Here is a 14,402-nt window from a genome sequence, read left to right as displayed (position 1 = left end):
CCACGCACCCGTTCGGCCCAGCCCGTGCGCGGCCGCGCACGGGGGCGGGCCGCGTCAGCCCGTACGGAGGGCCCAGCCGCGTTCCTGGAGGGCCGCGCCGAGGACCGGGGCCGCCGAGGGCTCCACCATGAGCTGGACCAGGCCGGCCTGCTGGCCGGTCGCGTGCTCGATGCGGACGTCCTCGATGTTGACGCCCGCGCGGCCCGCGTCGGCGAAGATCCGGGCCAGCTCGCCGGGCCGGTCGCTGATGAGGACGGCGACGGTCTCGTAGGCGGCGGGGGCGGCGCCGTGCTTGCCGGGGACGCGGGAGCGGCCGGCGTTGCCGCGCCGCAGGACGTCCTCGACGCCGGTGGCGCCGTCCTTGCGCTCGTCCTCGTCGGCGGACTGGAGGGAGCGCAGGGCGCGGACGGTCTCGTCGAGGTCGGCGGCGACGCCGGAGAGGACGTCGGCGACGGGTCCGGGGTTGGCGGAGAGGATCTCGACCCACATGCGGGGGTCGGAGGCGGCGATCCGGGTGACGTCGCGGATGCCCTGTCCGCAGAGGCGCACGGCCGACTCGTCGGCCTCCTCCAGGCGGGCGGCGACCATGGAGGACACCAGCTGCGGGGTGTGGGAGACCAGGGCGACGGCCCGGTCGTGGGCGTCGGCGTCCATGACGACGGGGACGGCCCGGCAGAGGGCGACCAGCTCCAGGGCGAGGTTGAGGACCTCGGTGTCGGTGTCCCGGGTGGGGGTGAGGACCCAGGGCCGGCCCTCGAAGAGGTCCGCGGTGGCGGCGAGCGGGCCGGAGCGCTCCTTGCCGGACATCGGGTGCGTGCCGATGTACGCGGTGAGGTCGAGGCCGAGGGCCTCCAGCTCGCGCTTCGGGCCACCCTTGACGCTGGCGACGTCCAGGTAGCCGCGGGCGAGGCCGGCCGCCATGGCCGCGGCGAGGGTGGTGGCGACGTGCGCGGGGGGCACGGCGACGACGGCGAGGTCCACGGGGCCCTCGGGCGCCTCGTCGGTGCCGGCGCCGAGCGCGGCGGCGGTGCGGGCGCGGGCCGGGTCGTGGTCGCGCAGGTGGACGGTGACGCCCCGGCCGGCGAGGGCGAGGGCGGCGGAGGTGCCGATCAGCCCGGTTCCGATGACGAGCGCTGTTCTCACTGGGCGATGTCCTTGCGCAGGGCGGCCGCGGCGCCGAGGTAGACGTGCGCGATCCGGGACTTGGGCAGCTCGGTGTCGACGTGGGCGAGGAGCCGGACGACCCTGGGCATGGCGCCCTCGATGTCGAGTTCCTGGGCGCAGATCAGGGGGACGTCGACGATCCCGATGTGCCGGGCCGCGGCGGCGGGGAAGTCGCTGTGCAGATCGGGCGTGGCCGTGAACCAGATGCTGATGAGGTCCTCGGTGGTGAGGCCGTTGCGTTCGAGGACGGCGGCGAGCAGCTCCTCGACCCGCTCGCGCATGTGCCCGGCCTCGTCCCGGTCCAGCTGGACGGCGCCTCGGACCGCTCGTACCGCCACGTCGTGCTCCTTCGCCTGCGTCAGTGCTGCGTTCAGCCTAGTCAGCGGCGGGGAGCCGGGAGCACGGCGCCCGCCCTCCGAGACGGGGGCGGGCACGTGGAGGGGGCAGGGCAGCGCTGAGGGGGTCTGAGCCGAGGGGGGTCAGAGCTTCTGCTGCCGGATGATGTCCTCCAGGGAGTCCCCCTGGGGCAGCGATCCGTCGGGGGTGAGCTTGTCGACGGCCTGCGGCAGCGACTGGGCGATCCGGTCGGCGGCCTCGTCGGTGCTGACGCCGGCGTCCTCGGCGACCTTCCGGAGGGTGTCGTCGGGGAGGGCCTGGGCGATCTGGGCGCCGCTGACGGACTTGTTCTCGCCGGTGCCGATCCAGGACTGGGCCTGGTCGAGGAGGCCGGACCTGGTGAGCAGGTCGAGGAGGCCGCCGAGCGGGCTCCCGGCCGCGCCCGCCGCCGCGCCGCCCGCGCCCGCCGCGCCGCTCTGGGCGCCCTGGGCCGTCTGGCCTCCCGCGAGGGCGCCGAGCAGGGAGCCGAGGATGCCGCCGGCGCCGCCGCTGCCGCCCTGGCCGCTCCCTCCGAGGAGACCGCCGAGGAGACTGCCGAGGTCGTTTCCCGCCATGGTTCCGCTTCCTTTCACTTTCCGACCGCTTTTCATCCGTCTTCATCCGGTTTCATTGGTTTTCATCCGGTACGGATCAGGGCCAATGTCACGCGAACCGGGGCGCTCCGCCACCCGGAGTACGGACGCAGGCGTGTCGCGGGACCCGGCGCCGGTGCCGTGGCCAAGCTGGCGCCATGACGTCCTGGAGCACGAGCCGCCGCACCGTCCTGTTCGCCGCCGCGGCCCTGACGACGACGGGCTGCGGCTCGGACGGCGGTGACGGCGGGGAGGAGGGCGACGCGGTCACGGACACCCCCGGGGTGCCGGAGGGGACGGACTCCGCCGAGCCCCCGGAGGGCGACGGCGAGGCGCTGGCCAGGACCTCCGACATCCCGGTCGGCGGCGGCACGGTCTTCCGGGACGAGAAGGTGGTGGTGACCCAGCCGACGGCCGGCGAGTTCAAGGCGTTCTCGGCGGTCTGCACCCACCAGGGCTGTCTGGTGAACAAGGTCGCGGACGGCACCATCGACTGCCCCTGCCACGCCTCGAAGTTCCGCGTCGCGGACGGCTCGGTGGTGACGGGCCCGGCCACCCGCCCGCTCCCGGCCGAGCGGATCATCGTCTCGGGCGAAACGATCAGCCTCGCGTAATCTGCCCGGCATGACTCCGGACGAGCTGGTGCGCGAGCACACGATCTACTCCTGTGTGATGGGCTCGCGCGCCTTCGGTCTGGCGACCGAGGGCAGCGACACGGACGTGCGGGGCGTCTACCTGGCCCCGACGCCGCTCTTCTGGCGCTTCGACAAGCCCCCGGCGCACGTGGAGGGACCGCGCGAGGAGCAGTTCAGCTGGGAGCTGGAACGCTTCTGCGAGCTGGCCCTGCGCAACAACCCGAACGTCCTGGAGTGCCTCCACTCCCCCGTGGTCGAGTACGCCGACGACCTCGGCCGGGAGCTGATCTCCCTGCGCGGCGCCTTCCTCTCCCGGCGGGCGCACCGGACGTTCGTGCGGTACGCGGGCGGGCAGCGCCGCAAGCTGGACGCGGACGTCCGCCAGTACGGGCAGCCGCGCTGGAAGCACGCCATGCACCTGCTGCGGCTCCTGGGGAGCTGCCGGGACCTGCTGCGCACGGGCGAGCTGCGCGTCGGCGTCGGCGAGGACCGCGACCGGCTGCTCGCGGTCAAGCGCGGCGAGCTGTCCTGGCCGGAGGTCGAGTCCTGGATGAACCGCCTCCAGGAGGAGGCCGACCGGGCCCACGACGCCTCCCCGCTGCCCCTCGAACCGGACCACGCGCGCGTGGAGGACTTCCTGGTCCGCGCCCGCCGCGCGTCAGCCCTGCGGGAGCCGTAGCCGGACCCGTACGACCAGGTCGTGCAGGGCGTCGTGGGCCCGGACCTGCTCCGGGAGCCGGGAGGCCGCGCGGGCCTCGTCCAGGACCGCGTGCAGGGCCTCCGTCTCGGCCCGTACGGTCTCGGGGTCCACCTCGGCCCGCCCGTGCTCGGCCGCCGCCTTGGCGGCGACGAGGCCGGGGATCCGGGCGGGGGCCTCGGGGACCTCCTCCACCAGGGTCGGCAGATGCGCCTGCACCTCGCCCGCCCGCATCAGGTGGATGCCGGTGAGCAGGGCCCGGTAGGTGTAGAGCAGGGGCTTCAGCTCGCCGCTCTTCTCGTACAGCCGCCACTGCGTCCCGGCGAAGCCCCGGTAGTGGTGCGCGTGGTGGTGGGTGAGCACCTCGGGGACGAGCGCGACCAGCTCCGCGTGGACGTCGGAGGTGTGCGCCACCAGCGGGGAGGTGAGCTGCTCCAGGACGTAGCCGTTGCGGCGCAGCATCAGGCGGGCGAACTTCCGCAGGTCGTGGGTGACGAGGTCCATCTCGACCCCGTCGCGGTCCCACATCCGGCTCCGGGTCTCCTCCGGTTCGCGCAGCCCGACCAGCGCCTCGGCCGGCAGCAGGTGCGCGCCGCGCAGGTCCACGTCCGAGTCGCGGGACGGGAACCCGTACAGGTGCGCGCCGGAGACGGTGGCGAAGAGGAGCGGGTCGGGCTGCTCCGCCACGACGGCGGACAGGTCCGTGCCCCGGGAGGGGTCCAGCTGCGAGGGATCGAGGACGGGCGTCATGGCTCAAGCGTCCCAGAGGGCGCCGAGGGCGACGAGGTCGCTCCGGTACTCGACGCGGTCCGCCCACTCCGCAGGCCAGGCGTCCGCGCCGAGGTGGGCCCCGGCGAAGGCGCCCGCGAGGGCGGCGATCGAGTCGGAGTCGCCCCGGGTGCAGGCGGCCCGGCGCAGGGCGGTGAGGGGCTCGCCGGGGAAGAGCAGGAAGCAGAGCAGCCCGGTCGCGAGGGCCTCCTCCGCGATCCAGCCGTCACCGGTGTACGTGCAGGGGTCGAGCTCCGGGTCGGCCGTGCGCTGGACGGCGTCCAGGCGCTCCAGGACCGCCAGGCACTCGTCCCAGCCGCGCTCGGTGAAGTGCCGGGCGGAGGGGTCCTGGGAGCGGGTCCACAGGTCCCCGAGCCACTCCTCGTGGTAGCGGGAGCGGTTCTCGTACGCGTACGAGCGGAGCCGTCCGACGAGTCCGGCCGGGTCCACCCCTTGCGCGAGCAGGTACACGGCGCGGGCGGTCAGGTCGGAGGCGGCGAGCGCGGTGGGGTGGCCGTGCGTCAGCGCCGACTGGAGCTGCGCGGCGCCCGCCCGCTGCTCGTCGCTCAGCCCGGGGACGAGACCGATGGGGGTGACCCGCATGTTGGCGCCGCAGCCCTTGGAGTGGATCTGGCTGGCGTCCTGCCAGAGCCGGTCGCCGTCCAGGAGCCGGCAGGCCCGCAGACAGGTGTTGCCGGGAGCGCGGTTGTTCTCCGGGGAGTGGTACCAGTCGACGAACTCCTCGCGCACCGGCCGGGCGAGGCGCCTCGGGGCGAGGACGCCCCGGTCCATGGCCGTGCGGACGCCCCGGGCGAAGGCGAGGGCCATCTGGGTGTCGTCGGTGACGTACGCCTTCCCGTTCCTGACGGGGAGTTCCATCTCCCGCCAGGGCCCGCACTTGGCGAGGATCGAGGGCACGTCGTTGAACTCGGTGGGGAAGCCCAGCGCGTCGCCGAGCGCGAGTCCGATCAGGGATCCGGTCGCGGCCCGCTTGACGGCGGTGTGTGCGTGGTTCACGAGGAGCGTCCTTCCGGTCGCAGGAGGGGCGGGTGGAGGGCCGTGGCCCCGCCCGCCCGGTAGAGGGCGGCCGGTTTCCCCCGTCCGCCGGTGAGGCGCGGCGGCCCCTCCACGGCCCGGACGAAGCCGGGCGTGGCGAGGACCTTGCGCCGGAAGTTGGGGCGGTCGAGCTCGACGCCCCAGACCGTCTCGTAGACCTGCCGCAACTCGCCGAGGGTGAACTCGGGCGGGCAGAAGGCGGTGGCGAGGCAGGTGTACTCGAGTTTGGCGCCGACCCGTTCGTGGGCGTCGGCGAGGATCCGGTCGTGGTCGAAGGCGAGCGGCCCGTGCGTCCCGTACGGGATCCACCGCGCTTGGGCCGCGTCCCCGCCGCCGCGCGGCTCGGGCGGGTCGGGGACGAGCGCGGTGAAGGCGACGGAGACGACCCGCATCCTCGGGTCGCGGTCCGGCTCGGTGTAGGTGCGGAGCTGTTCGAGGTGGAGTCCGGCGACGGTGGCCCCGGAGAGGCCGGTCTCCTCGGCGAGTTCGCGGCGGGCGGCGGTCTCGGCGGACTCGCGGGGCAGCACGAAGCCGCCGGGCAGCGCCCAGGACCCGGCGTACGGCTCCCGGGCGCGTTCGACGAGCAGGACGTGGAGGCGTTCCTCGCGGATCGTGAGGACGGCGAGGTCGACGGTGACGGCGAACGGCTCGAAGGCGCGGGGGTCGTAGCCCTCGGGGGCCCGGTGGGTGGTCATCGGCGCTCCGGCAGGGGGTCGGTGAGGCCCGGGCCCTCGGCGAGCAGGGCGTCCACGGCGGCGACGGCGGTGGCGAGCCGTTCCTCGTGGGGGCCGGTGAGCACGACCGTGCGGCGGCCGGAGTGCGCGAGCTGGGTGAGGAAGCGGGCGGTCATCCAGGGCCGCAGGTGCTCCCCGTCGCGCAGTCCGTCGTCCTCGAAGTCGACGCCCCGGTGGTCGGTGAGCAGCCAGAGGTGCTGGCGGCCCCGGGCGGCGATCTCGCCGGTGTCGGCGCTGGTGGTGGCCATGTACCGCTCGTGCCAGATGGTGGTGGCGAAGGCGTCGGTGTCGCAGATCAGGACGGGCGAGCCGTCCCGGGCGGCCTCCTCCTCCAGCTCGGCCTGGCGCTGGGCGATGACGGGGAAGTCGGAGGAGCGGAAGGCGACGTCGGACCAGGTGGCTCCGGGGCGCTCGGCCCGCAGCTCGGCGAGCTTGAGCTCGCTGTACTCGCGCCCGTACTCCGGTACGTACCGGGTGCGGGCCCAGACGCCGCCGCGCCGCCGGTAGTGGTCGGCGAGGGCGAGGGCCATGGTGGTGGTGCCGGTGGACTCGGCGCCGAGGACGACGATCCGGCGGGTGAGCGCGGCCCGCACGGGGGCCTCCAGGAAGTCCCAGCAGCCGGCGGGGTCCGCGCGGACGGCGGTGCCGGAGACGGGGAAGCGGGCGCGGTCGGGGTCGACGAGGACGGAGTCCGCGCCGAAGCGGCGGCCGAGCTCCTCGCCGTACGGCTCCGAGGTGAAGACGGCGTCGACGCGTTCGGGCACGGCGGCCCGGAAGACGCGCATGTGGGCCTCCCACACGTCGGGGTCCCGGAGGTCGACGGGGTGGTCGTCGACGGCGCCGACGACCAGGGCCTCGGGGTGGACCTCGCGCATCCAGGCGACGCGCTCCTCCAGGGGCACGGACTCGACGGAGGCGGCGCAGACGAGCACGGTGAGGCGGTCGCAGCGGGCGAGGGCGGTGCGGACGAGGTGGTGGTGGCCGGCGTGCGGCGGATAGAACTTGCCGAGGACGAGGCCGTGGCCGTAGCGCCTCCGCTCCCCGGTGCCGGGGTCGTCGTGCTTCACGCCGCCGCCTCCACCGGTCGCCGGGTCCCCGCGAGGTCCCGGGTCCAGCCGCGCAGGCCGAGGACGCAGAGCGTCATGAAGCCGACGTACAGCAGGGAGGTCAGGTACAGGCCCTTGTGCGCGTACAGCGGCACGTAGACGACGTCGGCGGCGATCCAGAGCCACCAGGACTCCAGGCGCTTGCGGCACTGGCCGTAGGTCGCCATGAGGGAGAGCGCGGTCGTCAGGGCGTCCCAGAAGGGGACGGTCGAGTCGGTGGCGCGGTCGAGCAGCAGGGTGAGGGCGAGGGTCCCCACCGCCCCCGCCGCGATCAGCCACGTCCACTCGGCGCGCGTGGTGCGGCGCACCGGGAGGACGCCGGAGCCCGGGCCACCCCCGTGGGTCCAGGTCCACCAGCCGTACGCGGCGAGGGCGATGAAGACGATCTGGAGGCCGGCGTCGGCGTAGAGCCCGGCCTGGGTGAAGAGCAGGACGAAGAAGAGGTTGTTGGCGATGCCGACGGGCCAGTTGGCGAGGTGCTGGCGGGCGACGAGCCAGACGCAGAGCGCTCCGCTGCCGAAGCCCAGGACCTCGGTCCAGCTGACCGGGGTGCCCAGGAGGGTGAAGAGCGGCTGTTGCAGGGGTTCGAGGATGTTCGCGAGGCTCACGCCCGCCTCCTTAAGAGTCATGTTGACTATAAAGGGTGGCGGACTCCGGCCACAAGGGCCGGGGGCGGACGCACGGGGGCCCGTGACCGCCGGAACGGTCACGGGCCCCTGCGTACGGACGCCCCGGCGGTGCTACATGCCGACTTCCTTCATCAACATGCCGACCTCCGTGTTGGTCAGGCGGCGCAGCCAGCCCGACTTCTGGTCGCCCAGCCCGATCGGGCCGAAGGCGGTGCGGACCAGCTTCTCGACCGGGAAGCCGGCCTCGGCCAGCATCCGGCGCACGATGTGCTTGCGGCCCTCGTGCAGGGTGACCTCGACCAGGTAGTTCTTGCCGGTCTGCTCGACCACGCGGAAGTGGTCGGCGCGGGCGTAGCCGTCCTCCAGCTCGATGCCGTCCTTGAGGCGGCGGCCGACCTCGCGGGGCAGCGGGCCGGTGATGGCGGCCAGGTACGTCTTCTTCACGCCGTACTTCGGGTGCGTGAGGCGGTGGGCCAGCTCGCCGTGGTTGGTGAGCAGGATGATGCCCTCGGTCTCCGTGTCGAGCCGGCCGACGTGGAAGAGCCGGGTCTCGCGGTTGGTGACGTAGTCGCCGAGGCACTGGCGGCCGTCCGGGTCCTCCATGGTGGAGACGACGCCGGCGGGCTTGTTCAGGGCGAAGAAGAGGTACGACTGGGTGGCGACGGTCAGGCCGTCCACCTTGATCTCGTCCCGCTCCGGGTCGACGCGCATCCCCTGCTCGACGACGATCTCGCCGTTGACCTCGACCCTGGCCTGCTCGATGAGCTCCTCGCAGGCGCGGCGCGAGCCCATGCCGGCGCGGGCGAGGACCTTCTGCAGCCGCTCGCCCTCCTGCTCGGCGCCGGGGAAGGTCTTGGGGGTCTTGACGACGGGCCGGTTCTCGTACCGCTCCCGGTTGCGCTGCTCAATCTTGGCGTCGAGCTCGCGCGAGCGGGCCGGGGCCTGCCGCTGCCCGTGCGGGCCGCGGCGGGGCGGGGTGCCGCCCTGCGGGGCCTTGGGGCCGCCCTTGGCGCCGCCGCGGGCCGCGGAGCCGCGTCCCTTCTTCGGGGCGTCGGCGGGCGGGCTCACGTCGTAGGAACGCTCCTCGGGACGGGGCCTGCGGGGGTTGCTGGGACGCTTCTGGTCGTCGCGGCCGCCACCGCCCTGGTAGCCGCCGCCGGAGCCGCTGCCGCCGCCCCGGTAGCCGCCACCGCCGCTGCCGGAGCCGCCGCCCCGGTAGCCGCCACCGCCGCCGGAGCCGGAGCCCCGGTAGCCGCCGCCACCGCCGGAGCCGGAGCCCCGGTAGCCGCCGCCACCGCCGGAGCCGGAGCCCCGGTAGCCGCCGCCACCGCCGGAGCCGGAGCCCCCACGGCCGCCACCGCTGCTGCCGCCGCGGCCGCCGCTGTTGCCACCACGGCTCCCGCCGTTGTTTCCGCTGCTGTTCCTGCCGCTGCTGCTTCGCATCAAAGTTCCGTCTTGTCGTCTACGTCTGCGTCGGGTTCGAACGACGGAACGCCTTCGAGGGAGTCCGGCTCGACCGCCGCCGCCTCGGGGAGGAAGGGCGCGAGTTCGGGGAGTTCGTCCAGGCCGCGCAGGCCCATCCGCTCCAGGAAGTAGTTCGTCGTCCTGTACAGGATCGCACCTGTTTCGGGTTCCGCGCCCGCCTCCTCCACCAGACCCCGCTGGAGGAGGGTCCGCATCACGCCGTCGCAGTTGACCCCGCGGACCGCCGAGACGCGGGAACGGCTGACCGGCTGGCGGTACGCGACGACCGCGAGGGTCTCCAGGGCCGCCTGGGTGAGCCGGGTCTGCCGGCCCTCCAGGACGAAGGCCTCGACGGCCGGGGCGTAGGCGGGACGGGTGTAGTAGCGCCAGCCCCCGGCGACGTGGCGCAGCTCGAAGCCGCGGCCCTGGGCGGTGTACTCCCCGGCCAGCTCGCGCAGGGCGTCGGCGACCTCCCCGGGGGTACGGCCGAGGACGTCGGCGAGGTGGGCCTCGGTGGCGGGCTCGTCGACCACCATGAGGACGGCTTCGAGGGAGGGCTTGAGGTCGGTGTCGATGTCGGCGTCGATGTCGGGGGCGCTCACGCGCGGTCCTCCGTTTCCTGTCCGGGTTCCTGGTCGAACTCGTCGGTGACCCGGGTCTCCCCGTCCCCGCCGGTCCAGGAGACCGTGAGGTCGCCCAGGGCGGTCTCCTGGTCGAGGGCGACGGCCCGCTCCCGGTAGAGCTCCAGGAGGGCGAGGAAGCGGGCGACGACGGTGAGGGTGTCACCGGCGTCCTCGATCAGCTCCCGGAAGGCCGCCGTGCCGCGCTCGCGCAGCAGGGCGGCGACCAGGGCGGCCTGCTCGCGGACGCTGACGAGGGGGGCGTGGATGTGCTCGACGTACACCTGCGGCTCGGCCTTGGGCTGCATGGCCTTGACGGCCAGCCGGGCGAGGCCCTCCGCCCCGATGGAGAGGACGACCTCGGGGAGCAGCGCGGCGTGGTGCGGTTCGAGTCCGACGGTACGGGGGTGGCGGCGGCCCTCGTCCTCCCACCGCTCCTCCAGGATCGCGGCGATCCGCTTGTACGCGCGGTACTGGAGGAGCCGGGCGAAGAGCAGGTCGCGGGCCTCCAGGAGGGCGAGGTCGGCCTCGTCCTCCACCTCGGCGGCGGGCAGCAGCCGGGCGGTCTTGAGGTCGAGCAGGGTGGCGGCGACGACCAGGAACTCGGTGGTCTGGTCGAGGTCCCCGTCCGGCCCGAGGGCGCGCAGGTGCGCCATGAACTCGTCGGTGACCTCGGAGAGCGCGACCTCGGTGACGTCGAGCTTGTGCTTGGTGATCAGCTGGAGCAGCAGATCGAAGGGCCCCTCGAAGTTCGCGAGCCGCACGGTGAACCGCCCACCGACGGCTTCGGCACCACCGGGGTCTCCCCCGGCGGCCCCGGGCTCGACGCGGCCCGTCTCGTTGTCGCCCCCGACCGCCCCGGCAGCGGCCGGGGACTCGGCGGCGGGCCCCGGCGCGCCCTCCGGGGGCTCTCCCCCGGCCCCCGGCTCCCCCGCGACCGGGGGCGCCGCGTACGGGTCGCCGGGGGACGCGGCCACGGCCTCCACAGGCCCCGCCTCTCCGGCAGCGGCCGGACGGCGGTCCTCCCGGGCACCCGGCTCCGCGAGCGCGACGGGCCCGGAGGGTCCCCCGGCAGTCACGGAAGGCCGTACAGCCGTCGCGGGAGCCCCGGCGACGGGCCCGGGCGGTTCCCGATCGGCCGCAGGAGGCCGTACGGCCGTCGCGGGGCCCTCGGCGGCAGGCCCGGAGAGTCCCCCGACAGCCACGGCCGTCGCGGAGGCCTCGGCGACCACGGGCCCGGGCAGTTCCCCGGCGGCCGCAGGAGGCCGTACAGCCGTCTCGGGCCCCTCGGCGGCCCGATCGGTCGTCGTGGAGGCCCCGGTCGCCCCCGTCCCCGCCCCCCGCAGGGACCCGCCTCGGCCCAGAGGGCGGCGGCGCGGTGGGCGGGACGTTTCGTCAGGGGCGTGGTGCATGGAGGTCCAGGGGGAGCGGAGGGCGCGGCAGCCCGCAGGCTACCGTCAGCGGCCGCGCAGACGGCGGACGAGGATGCTCGCGTCGCCGCGGGACTCCAGGTCCGCCAGGACGACCGCGACGGCCTCCCGGACGATCCGGCCCCGGTCGACGGCGAGGCCGTGCTCGCCGCGCAGCACGAGCCGGGCGTGCTCCAGGTCCATCAGCTCCTCGGCGGAGACGTAGACCGTGATCTTCTCGTCGTGGCGCTCGCGGCCGCTGGGCCGCCGGCTCGCGGCACGGCCTCCGCCGCCGCGCCGCCGGGGTGCGGCGGCCTGGGCGGGGGCGGCGGCCGGAGCCGCCTTCTCGGCCTCGGCGGACGCCCGGGCGCGGGGTTCCGCCGCCTCGGAGTCCGCCGCCGTGTGCTCCGCGGAGCCCTCGGCCGCCGCCGGGTCGCTCTCACCCGCCGGTGCCGGAACGGCCCGGCGGGGTGAGGACGCCTGGAGCGCCGTGCCCCCGGTCGTACGGAAGAGTTCGTCGGCGCCGGGCAGGCTCACTCGGCGTGACACCGGGCGAGCACCTCCCTGGCGAGCTGACGGTAGGCGGCGGCACCCACGGAGTTGGAGGCGTACGTGGTGATGGGCTCGCCGGCGACCGTGGTCTCCGGGAAGCGCACGGTCCGCCCGATGACCGTGTGGTACACGTGGTCGTCGAAGGCCTCGACGACGCGCGCGAGCACCTCGCGGCTGTGCACGGTCCGGGAGTCGTACATCGTGGCGAGGATGCCGTCGAGTTCGAGCTCCGGGTTGAGCCGCTCCTGGACCTTCTCGATGGTCTCGGTCAGCAGGGCGACGCCGCGCAGCGCGAAGAACTCGCACTCGAGCGGCACGATGACCTTGTGAGCAGCCGTCAGGGCGTTCACGGTCAGCAGGCCGAGCGAGGGCTGACAGTCGATCACGATGTAGTCGTAGTCGTTCATCAGCGGCTTCAGGGCGCGTTGGAGCGTGGACTCGCGCGCGACCTCGCTGACGAGCTGGACTTCGGCGGCCGAGAGGTCGATGTTGCTCGGCAGCAGGTCCATGTTGGGCACGGCGGTCTTGAGGAGGACCTCGTCGGCCGACATGCCCCGCTCCATGAGCAGGTTGTAGACGGTGAGGTCGAGCTCCATCGGGTTCACGCCGAGGCCGACCGACAGGGCTCCCTGCGGGTCGAAGTCGACGAGCAGGACCCGCCGCCCGTACTCGGCGAGCGCGGCGCCCAGGTTGATGGTCGACGTGGTCTTGCCGACGCCGCCCTTCTGGTTGCACATCGCGATGATCTTCGCGGGTCCGTGGTCGGTGAGCGGGCCCGGGATCGGGAAGTACGGCAGGGGCCGCCCGGTCGGGCCGATCCGCTCGCGGCGCTGGCGCGCGGCGTCGGGCGCGAGGGTGGCCGCGTACTCCGGGTCGGGCTCGTACTCGGCGTCGGGGTCGTAGAAGTGCCCCTCGGGCACCTCGTCGTAGGCGGCGAAGTGGGTGGACTCTCGGCCCATCTCGTTGCCGGCCGTGGCGTTCACGTGTAGGCCGTCCATCGTCTTCATCGTGTGGGCTGTCGTCATGGGCTGGTGCGTCGCGAAGGTCCGCACCGCGACGGAGCCGATCGGGGCGCCCGGCGCACCACTCCCGGGAGTAAATGTCGACTCATTCACAAGTCGTCTTACCTCCTTGGGTGTGACCAGGAACATTTATCGATAGGTCAGCGTGGCACCATGCCGACGGTTGGCGACTCTATGGCGTGTCACCGGTCCGCAGCAACACAATCCGCCGGACCCGGCCCGATGTGTCGGTAACCGAACACCCCTCTGTCAAGGGCGCGCGGTCACGCATCCGCACGTTTCCGGGGTGTGCGAAACGGTTAAAGAGTTACGTTCGCCGCGAGTTGCCCGAACGTTTCGGCGTGGCCGGAGACACAGCCGGCCGGACCTTGTCGAACAAGGTCCGGCCGGGTGCGTGGTATTGACGGTCCGCGTTGACGGCGGTGCCGCGGGGGTCAGCCCAGGAGGCTGGTCAGCTCGACGTGCGGAAGGCCGTGCGCCTCGGCGACCTCCTTGTAAACCACCTTGCCGTCATGGGTGTTGAGGCCCAGGGCGAGGGCGGCGTCGCGGCGCAGGGCCTCGGCCCAGCCGTTGTTCGCCAGCGACACGATGTAGGGCAGCGTGGCGTTGGTGAGGGCGTAGGTCGAGGTGTTCGGGACCGCGCCGGGCATGTTGGCGACGCAGTAGAAGACCGAGTCGTGGACGCGGAAGGTCGGCTCGGCGTGGGTGGTCGGGTGCGAGTCCTCGAAGCAGCCGCCCTGGTCGATCGCGATGTCGACAAGGACACTTCCGGGCTTCATCTTGGCGACGAGCTCGTTGGTGACCAGCTTCGGGGCCTTGGCGCCCGGGATGAGGACGGCGCCGATGACGAGGTCGGCCTCGACGACGGCCTTCTCCAGCTCGTAGGCGTTGGAGACGATCGTCTGCACCTTGGTGCCGAAGATCTTGTCGGCCTCGCGGAGCTTGTTGATGTCCTTGTCGAGCAGGGTCACGTGGAAGCCCATGCCGACGGCGATCTGGGTGGCGTTCCAGCCGGAGACGCCGCCGCCGATGACGACCGCCCTGCCGGCGTGGGTGCCGGGGACGCCGCCGGGGAGGACGCCGCGGCCGCCGGCCGAGCGCATCAGGTGGTAGGCGCCGACCTGCGGGGCCAGGCGGCCCGCGACCTCGGACATCGGGGCGAGCAGCGGGAGCGCGCGGTTCGCGGTCTCGACGGTCTCGTACGCGATGGCGGTGGTGCCGGAGGCGAGCAGCGCGTCGGTGCACTCGCGGGAGGCGGCGAGGTGCAGGTAGGTGAAGAGGGTCTGGTCCTTGCGGAGGCGGTGGTACTCCTCCGCGATCGGCTCCTTGACCTTGAGCAGCAGGTCGGCGGTGGCCCAGACCTCGTCGGCGGTGGGGAGGATCTCGGCGCCGGCGGCGACGTACTCCGCGTCCGTGATCGAGGAGCCGACGCCGGCGTTCTGCTCGACGAAGACCTGGTGGCCGTGGCGGACGAGCTCGTGGACACCCGCGGGGGTGATGGCCACGCGGAACTCGTTGTTCTTGACCTCGCGGGGGATGCCGACCTTCATCGTCGATCACGGTCCTTGAATCAGGGGG

Annotated in this window: 16 protein-coding genes; 2 read left to right on the top strand and 14 right to left on the bottom strand. The window is 73.8% G+C overall.

Annotated features, from left to right (window positions below; genetic code table 11):
• Window positions 1-54: 54 nt before the first annotated feature.
• The 3 genes from ACIQVI_RS25620 to ACIQVI_RS25610 form a co-directional block, all read right to left on the bottom strand.
• Complete coding sequence (locus ACIQVI_RS25620) at window positions 55-1,143, bottom strand: prephenate dehydrogenase (protein ID WP_403599874.1); 1,089 nt, start codon at window positions 1,141-1,143, stop codon at window positions 55-57.
• Entirely contained in the window at window positions 1,140-1,502 is a 363-nt protein-coding gene (aroH, locus tag ACIQVI_RS25615; RefSeq protein WP_351971312.1) for a chorismate mutase, read from the bottom strand. Before aroH ends, ACIQVI_RS25620 begins: the two co-directional genes overlap by 4 nt.
• Before the next feature lie 141 nt (window positions 1,503-1,643).
• Window positions 1,644-2,114 carry a YidB family protein gene (locus ACIQVI_RS25610; protein ID WP_403599872.1) on the bottom strand — a complete coding sequence of 157 codons (471 nt, stop codon included), beginning with the start codon at window positions 2,112-2,114 and terminating at the stop codon, window positions 1,644-1,646.
• Between the two features lie 176 nt (window positions 2,115-2,290).
• Here ACIQVI_RS25610 and ACIQVI_RS25605 point away from each other — a divergent pair, with 176 nt between their 5' ends.
• Both ACIQVI_RS25605 and ACIQVI_RS25600 read left to right on the top strand, forming a co-directional pair.
• The gene (locus ACIQVI_RS25605; protein WP_403599869.1) at window positions 2,291-2,746 is read left to right on the top strand and encodes a Rieske (2Fe-2S) protein; all 456 of its coding nucleotides are present in this window, start codon (window positions 2,291-2,293) and stop codon (window positions 2,744-2,746) included.
• Between the two features lie 10 nt (window positions 2,747-2,756).
• Complete coding sequence (locus ACIQVI_RS25600; RefSeq protein WP_351971309.1) at window positions 2,757-3,446, top strand: DNA polymerase beta superfamily protein; 690 nt, start codon at window positions 2,757-2,759, stop codon at window positions 3,444-3,446.
• Here the strand turns inward: ACIQVI_RS25600 and ACIQVI_RS25595 are convergent.
• The 11 genes from ACIQVI_RS25595 to ald all read right to left on the bottom strand — a co-directional run bounded on the left by ACIQVI_RS25595 (window position 3,426) and on the right by ald (window position 14,374).
• Window positions 3,426-4,214 carry a DNA polymerase beta superfamily protein gene (locus ACIQVI_RS25595; protein WP_351971308.1) on the bottom strand — a complete coding sequence of 263 codons (789 nt, stop codon included), beginning with the start codon at window positions 4,212-4,214 and terminating at the stop codon, window positions 3,426-3,428. The genes ACIQVI_RS25600 and ACIQVI_RS25595 overlap by 21 nt on opposite strands.
• 3 nt (window positions 4,215-4,217) lie before the next feature.
• Window positions 4,218-5,249 carry an ADP-ribosylglycohydrolase family protein gene (locus ACIQVI_RS25590; RefSeq protein WP_403599865.1) on the bottom strand — a complete coding sequence of 344 codons (1,032 nt, stop codon included), beginning with the start codon at window positions 5,247-5,249 and terminating at the stop codon, window positions 4,218-4,220.
• The gene (locus ACIQVI_RS25585) at window positions 5,246-5,983 is read right to left on the bottom strand and encodes an NUDIX hydrolase (protein WP_403599862.1); all 738 of its coding nucleotides are present in this window, start codon (window positions 5,981-5,983) and stop codon (window positions 5,246-5,248) included. Before ACIQVI_RS25585 ends, ACIQVI_RS25590 begins: the two co-directional genes overlap by 4 nt.
• Window positions 5,980-7,089: an AAA family ATPase gene (locus ACIQVI_RS25580; RefSeq protein WP_403599860.1), complete on the bottom strand. Its 1,110-nt coding sequence runs from the start codon at window positions 7,087-7,089 to the stop codon at window positions 5,980-5,982. Before ACIQVI_RS25580 ends, ACIQVI_RS25585 begins: the two co-directional genes overlap by 4 nt.
• Window positions 7,086-7,736 carry a nicotinamide riboside transporter PnuC gene (pnuC, locus tag ACIQVI_RS25575; protein WP_351971304.1) on the bottom strand — a complete coding sequence of 217 codons (651 nt, stop codon included), beginning with the start codon at window positions 7,734-7,736 and terminating at the stop codon, window positions 7,086-7,088. Before pnuC ends, ACIQVI_RS25580 begins: the two co-directional genes overlap by 4 nt.
• Window positions 7,737-7,868: 132 nt before the next feature.
• Window positions 7,869-9,200: a pseudouridine synthase gene (locus ACIQVI_RS25570; protein WP_403599856.1), complete on the bottom strand. Its 1,332-nt coding sequence runs from the start codon at window positions 9,198-9,200 to the stop codon at window positions 7,869-7,871.
• Window positions 9,200-9,757 (bottom strand): SMC-Scp complex subunit ScpB, encoded by a 558-nt coding sequence (gene scpB, locus ACIQVI_RS25565; protein ID WP_403600550.1) that lies wholly within the window; start codon window positions 9,755-9,757, stop codon window positions 9,200-9,202. Before scpB ends, ACIQVI_RS25570 begins: the two co-directional genes overlap by 1 nt.
• Before the next feature lie 62 nt (window positions 9,758-9,819).
• Window positions 9,820-10,818, bottom strand: a complete 999-nt coding sequence (locus ACIQVI_RS25560) for a segregation and condensation protein A (RefSeq protein WP_403599853.1) — start codon at window positions 10,816-10,818, stop codon at window positions 9,820-9,822.
• A gap of 480 nt (window positions 10,819-11,298) precedes the next feature.
• Window positions 11,299-11,787, bottom strand: coding sequence for a hypothetical protein (locus ACIQVI_RS25555; RefSeq protein ID WP_351971415.1), 489 nt, complete (start codon window positions 11,785-11,787; stop codon window positions 11,299-11,301).
• Window positions 11,784-12,809 carry a ParA family protein gene (locus ACIQVI_RS25550; RefSeq protein ID WP_030212665.1) on the bottom strand — a complete coding sequence of 342 codons (1,026 nt, stop codon included), beginning with the start codon at window positions 12,807-12,809 and terminating at the stop codon, window positions 11,784-11,786. Before ACIQVI_RS25550 ends, ACIQVI_RS25555 begins: the two co-directional genes overlap by 4 nt.
• A gap of 449 nt (window positions 12,810-13,258) precedes the next feature.
• Window positions 13,259-14,374, bottom strand: coding sequence for an alanine dehydrogenase (ald, locus tag ACIQVI_RS25545; RefSeq protein ID WP_351971414.1), 1,116 nt, complete (start codon window positions 14,372-14,374; stop codon window positions 13,259-13,261).
• Window positions 14,375-14,402: the final 28 nt, after the last annotated feature.

Origin of the sequence: Streptomyces sp. NPDC098101 (genome assembly GCF_044760185.1) — a bacterium.
In the GTDB taxonomy this organism is placed as follows: Bacteria; Actinomycetota; Actinomycetes; order Streptomycetales; family Streptomycetaceae; genus Streptomyces.
This window is presented reverse-complemented; position numbering and strand designations above follow the sequence as displayed.

Excerpts from the sequence above, each read along its gene's own strand:
- ACIQVI_RS25600 (WP_351971309.1), top strand. The coding sequence starts at position 2,757 with ATGACTCCGGACGAGCTGGTGCGCGAGCACACGATCTACTCCTGTGTG.
- ACIQVI_RS25610 (WP_403599872.1), bottom strand. The coding sequence starts at position 2,114 with ATGGCGGGAAACGACCTCGGCAGTCTCCTCGGCGGTCTCCTCGGAGGG.
- ACIQVI_RS25595 (WP_351971308.1), bottom strand. The coding sequence starts at position 4,214 with ATGACGCCCGTCCTCGATCCCTCGCAGCTGGACCCCTCCCGGGGCACG.
- ACIQVI_RS25550 (WP_030212665.1), bottom strand. The coding sequence starts at position 12,809 with ATGAAGACGATGGACGGCCTACACGTGAACGCCACGGCCGGCAACGAG.
- scpB (WP_403600550.1), bottom strand. The coding sequence starts at position 9,757 with ATGGTGGTCGACGAGCCCGCCACCGAGGCCCACCTCGCCGACGTCCTC.
- ACIQVI_RS25585 (WP_403599862.1), bottom strand. The coding sequence starts at position 5,983 with ATGACCACCCACCGGGCCCCCGAGGGCTACGACCCCCGCGCCTTCGAG.
- ald (WP_351971414.1), bottom strand. The coding sequence starts at position 14,374 with ATGAAGGTCGGCATCCCCCGCGAGGTCAAGAACAACGAGTTCCGCGTG.
- ACIQVI_RS25605 (WP_403599869.1), top strand. The coding sequence starts at position 2,291 with ATGACGTCCTGGAGCACGAGCCGCCGCACCGTCCTGTTCGCCGCCGCG.
- ACIQVI_RS25570 (WP_403599856.1), bottom strand. The coding sequence starts at position 9,200 with ATGCGAAGCAGCAGCGGCAGGAACAGCAGCGGAAACAACGGCGGGAGC.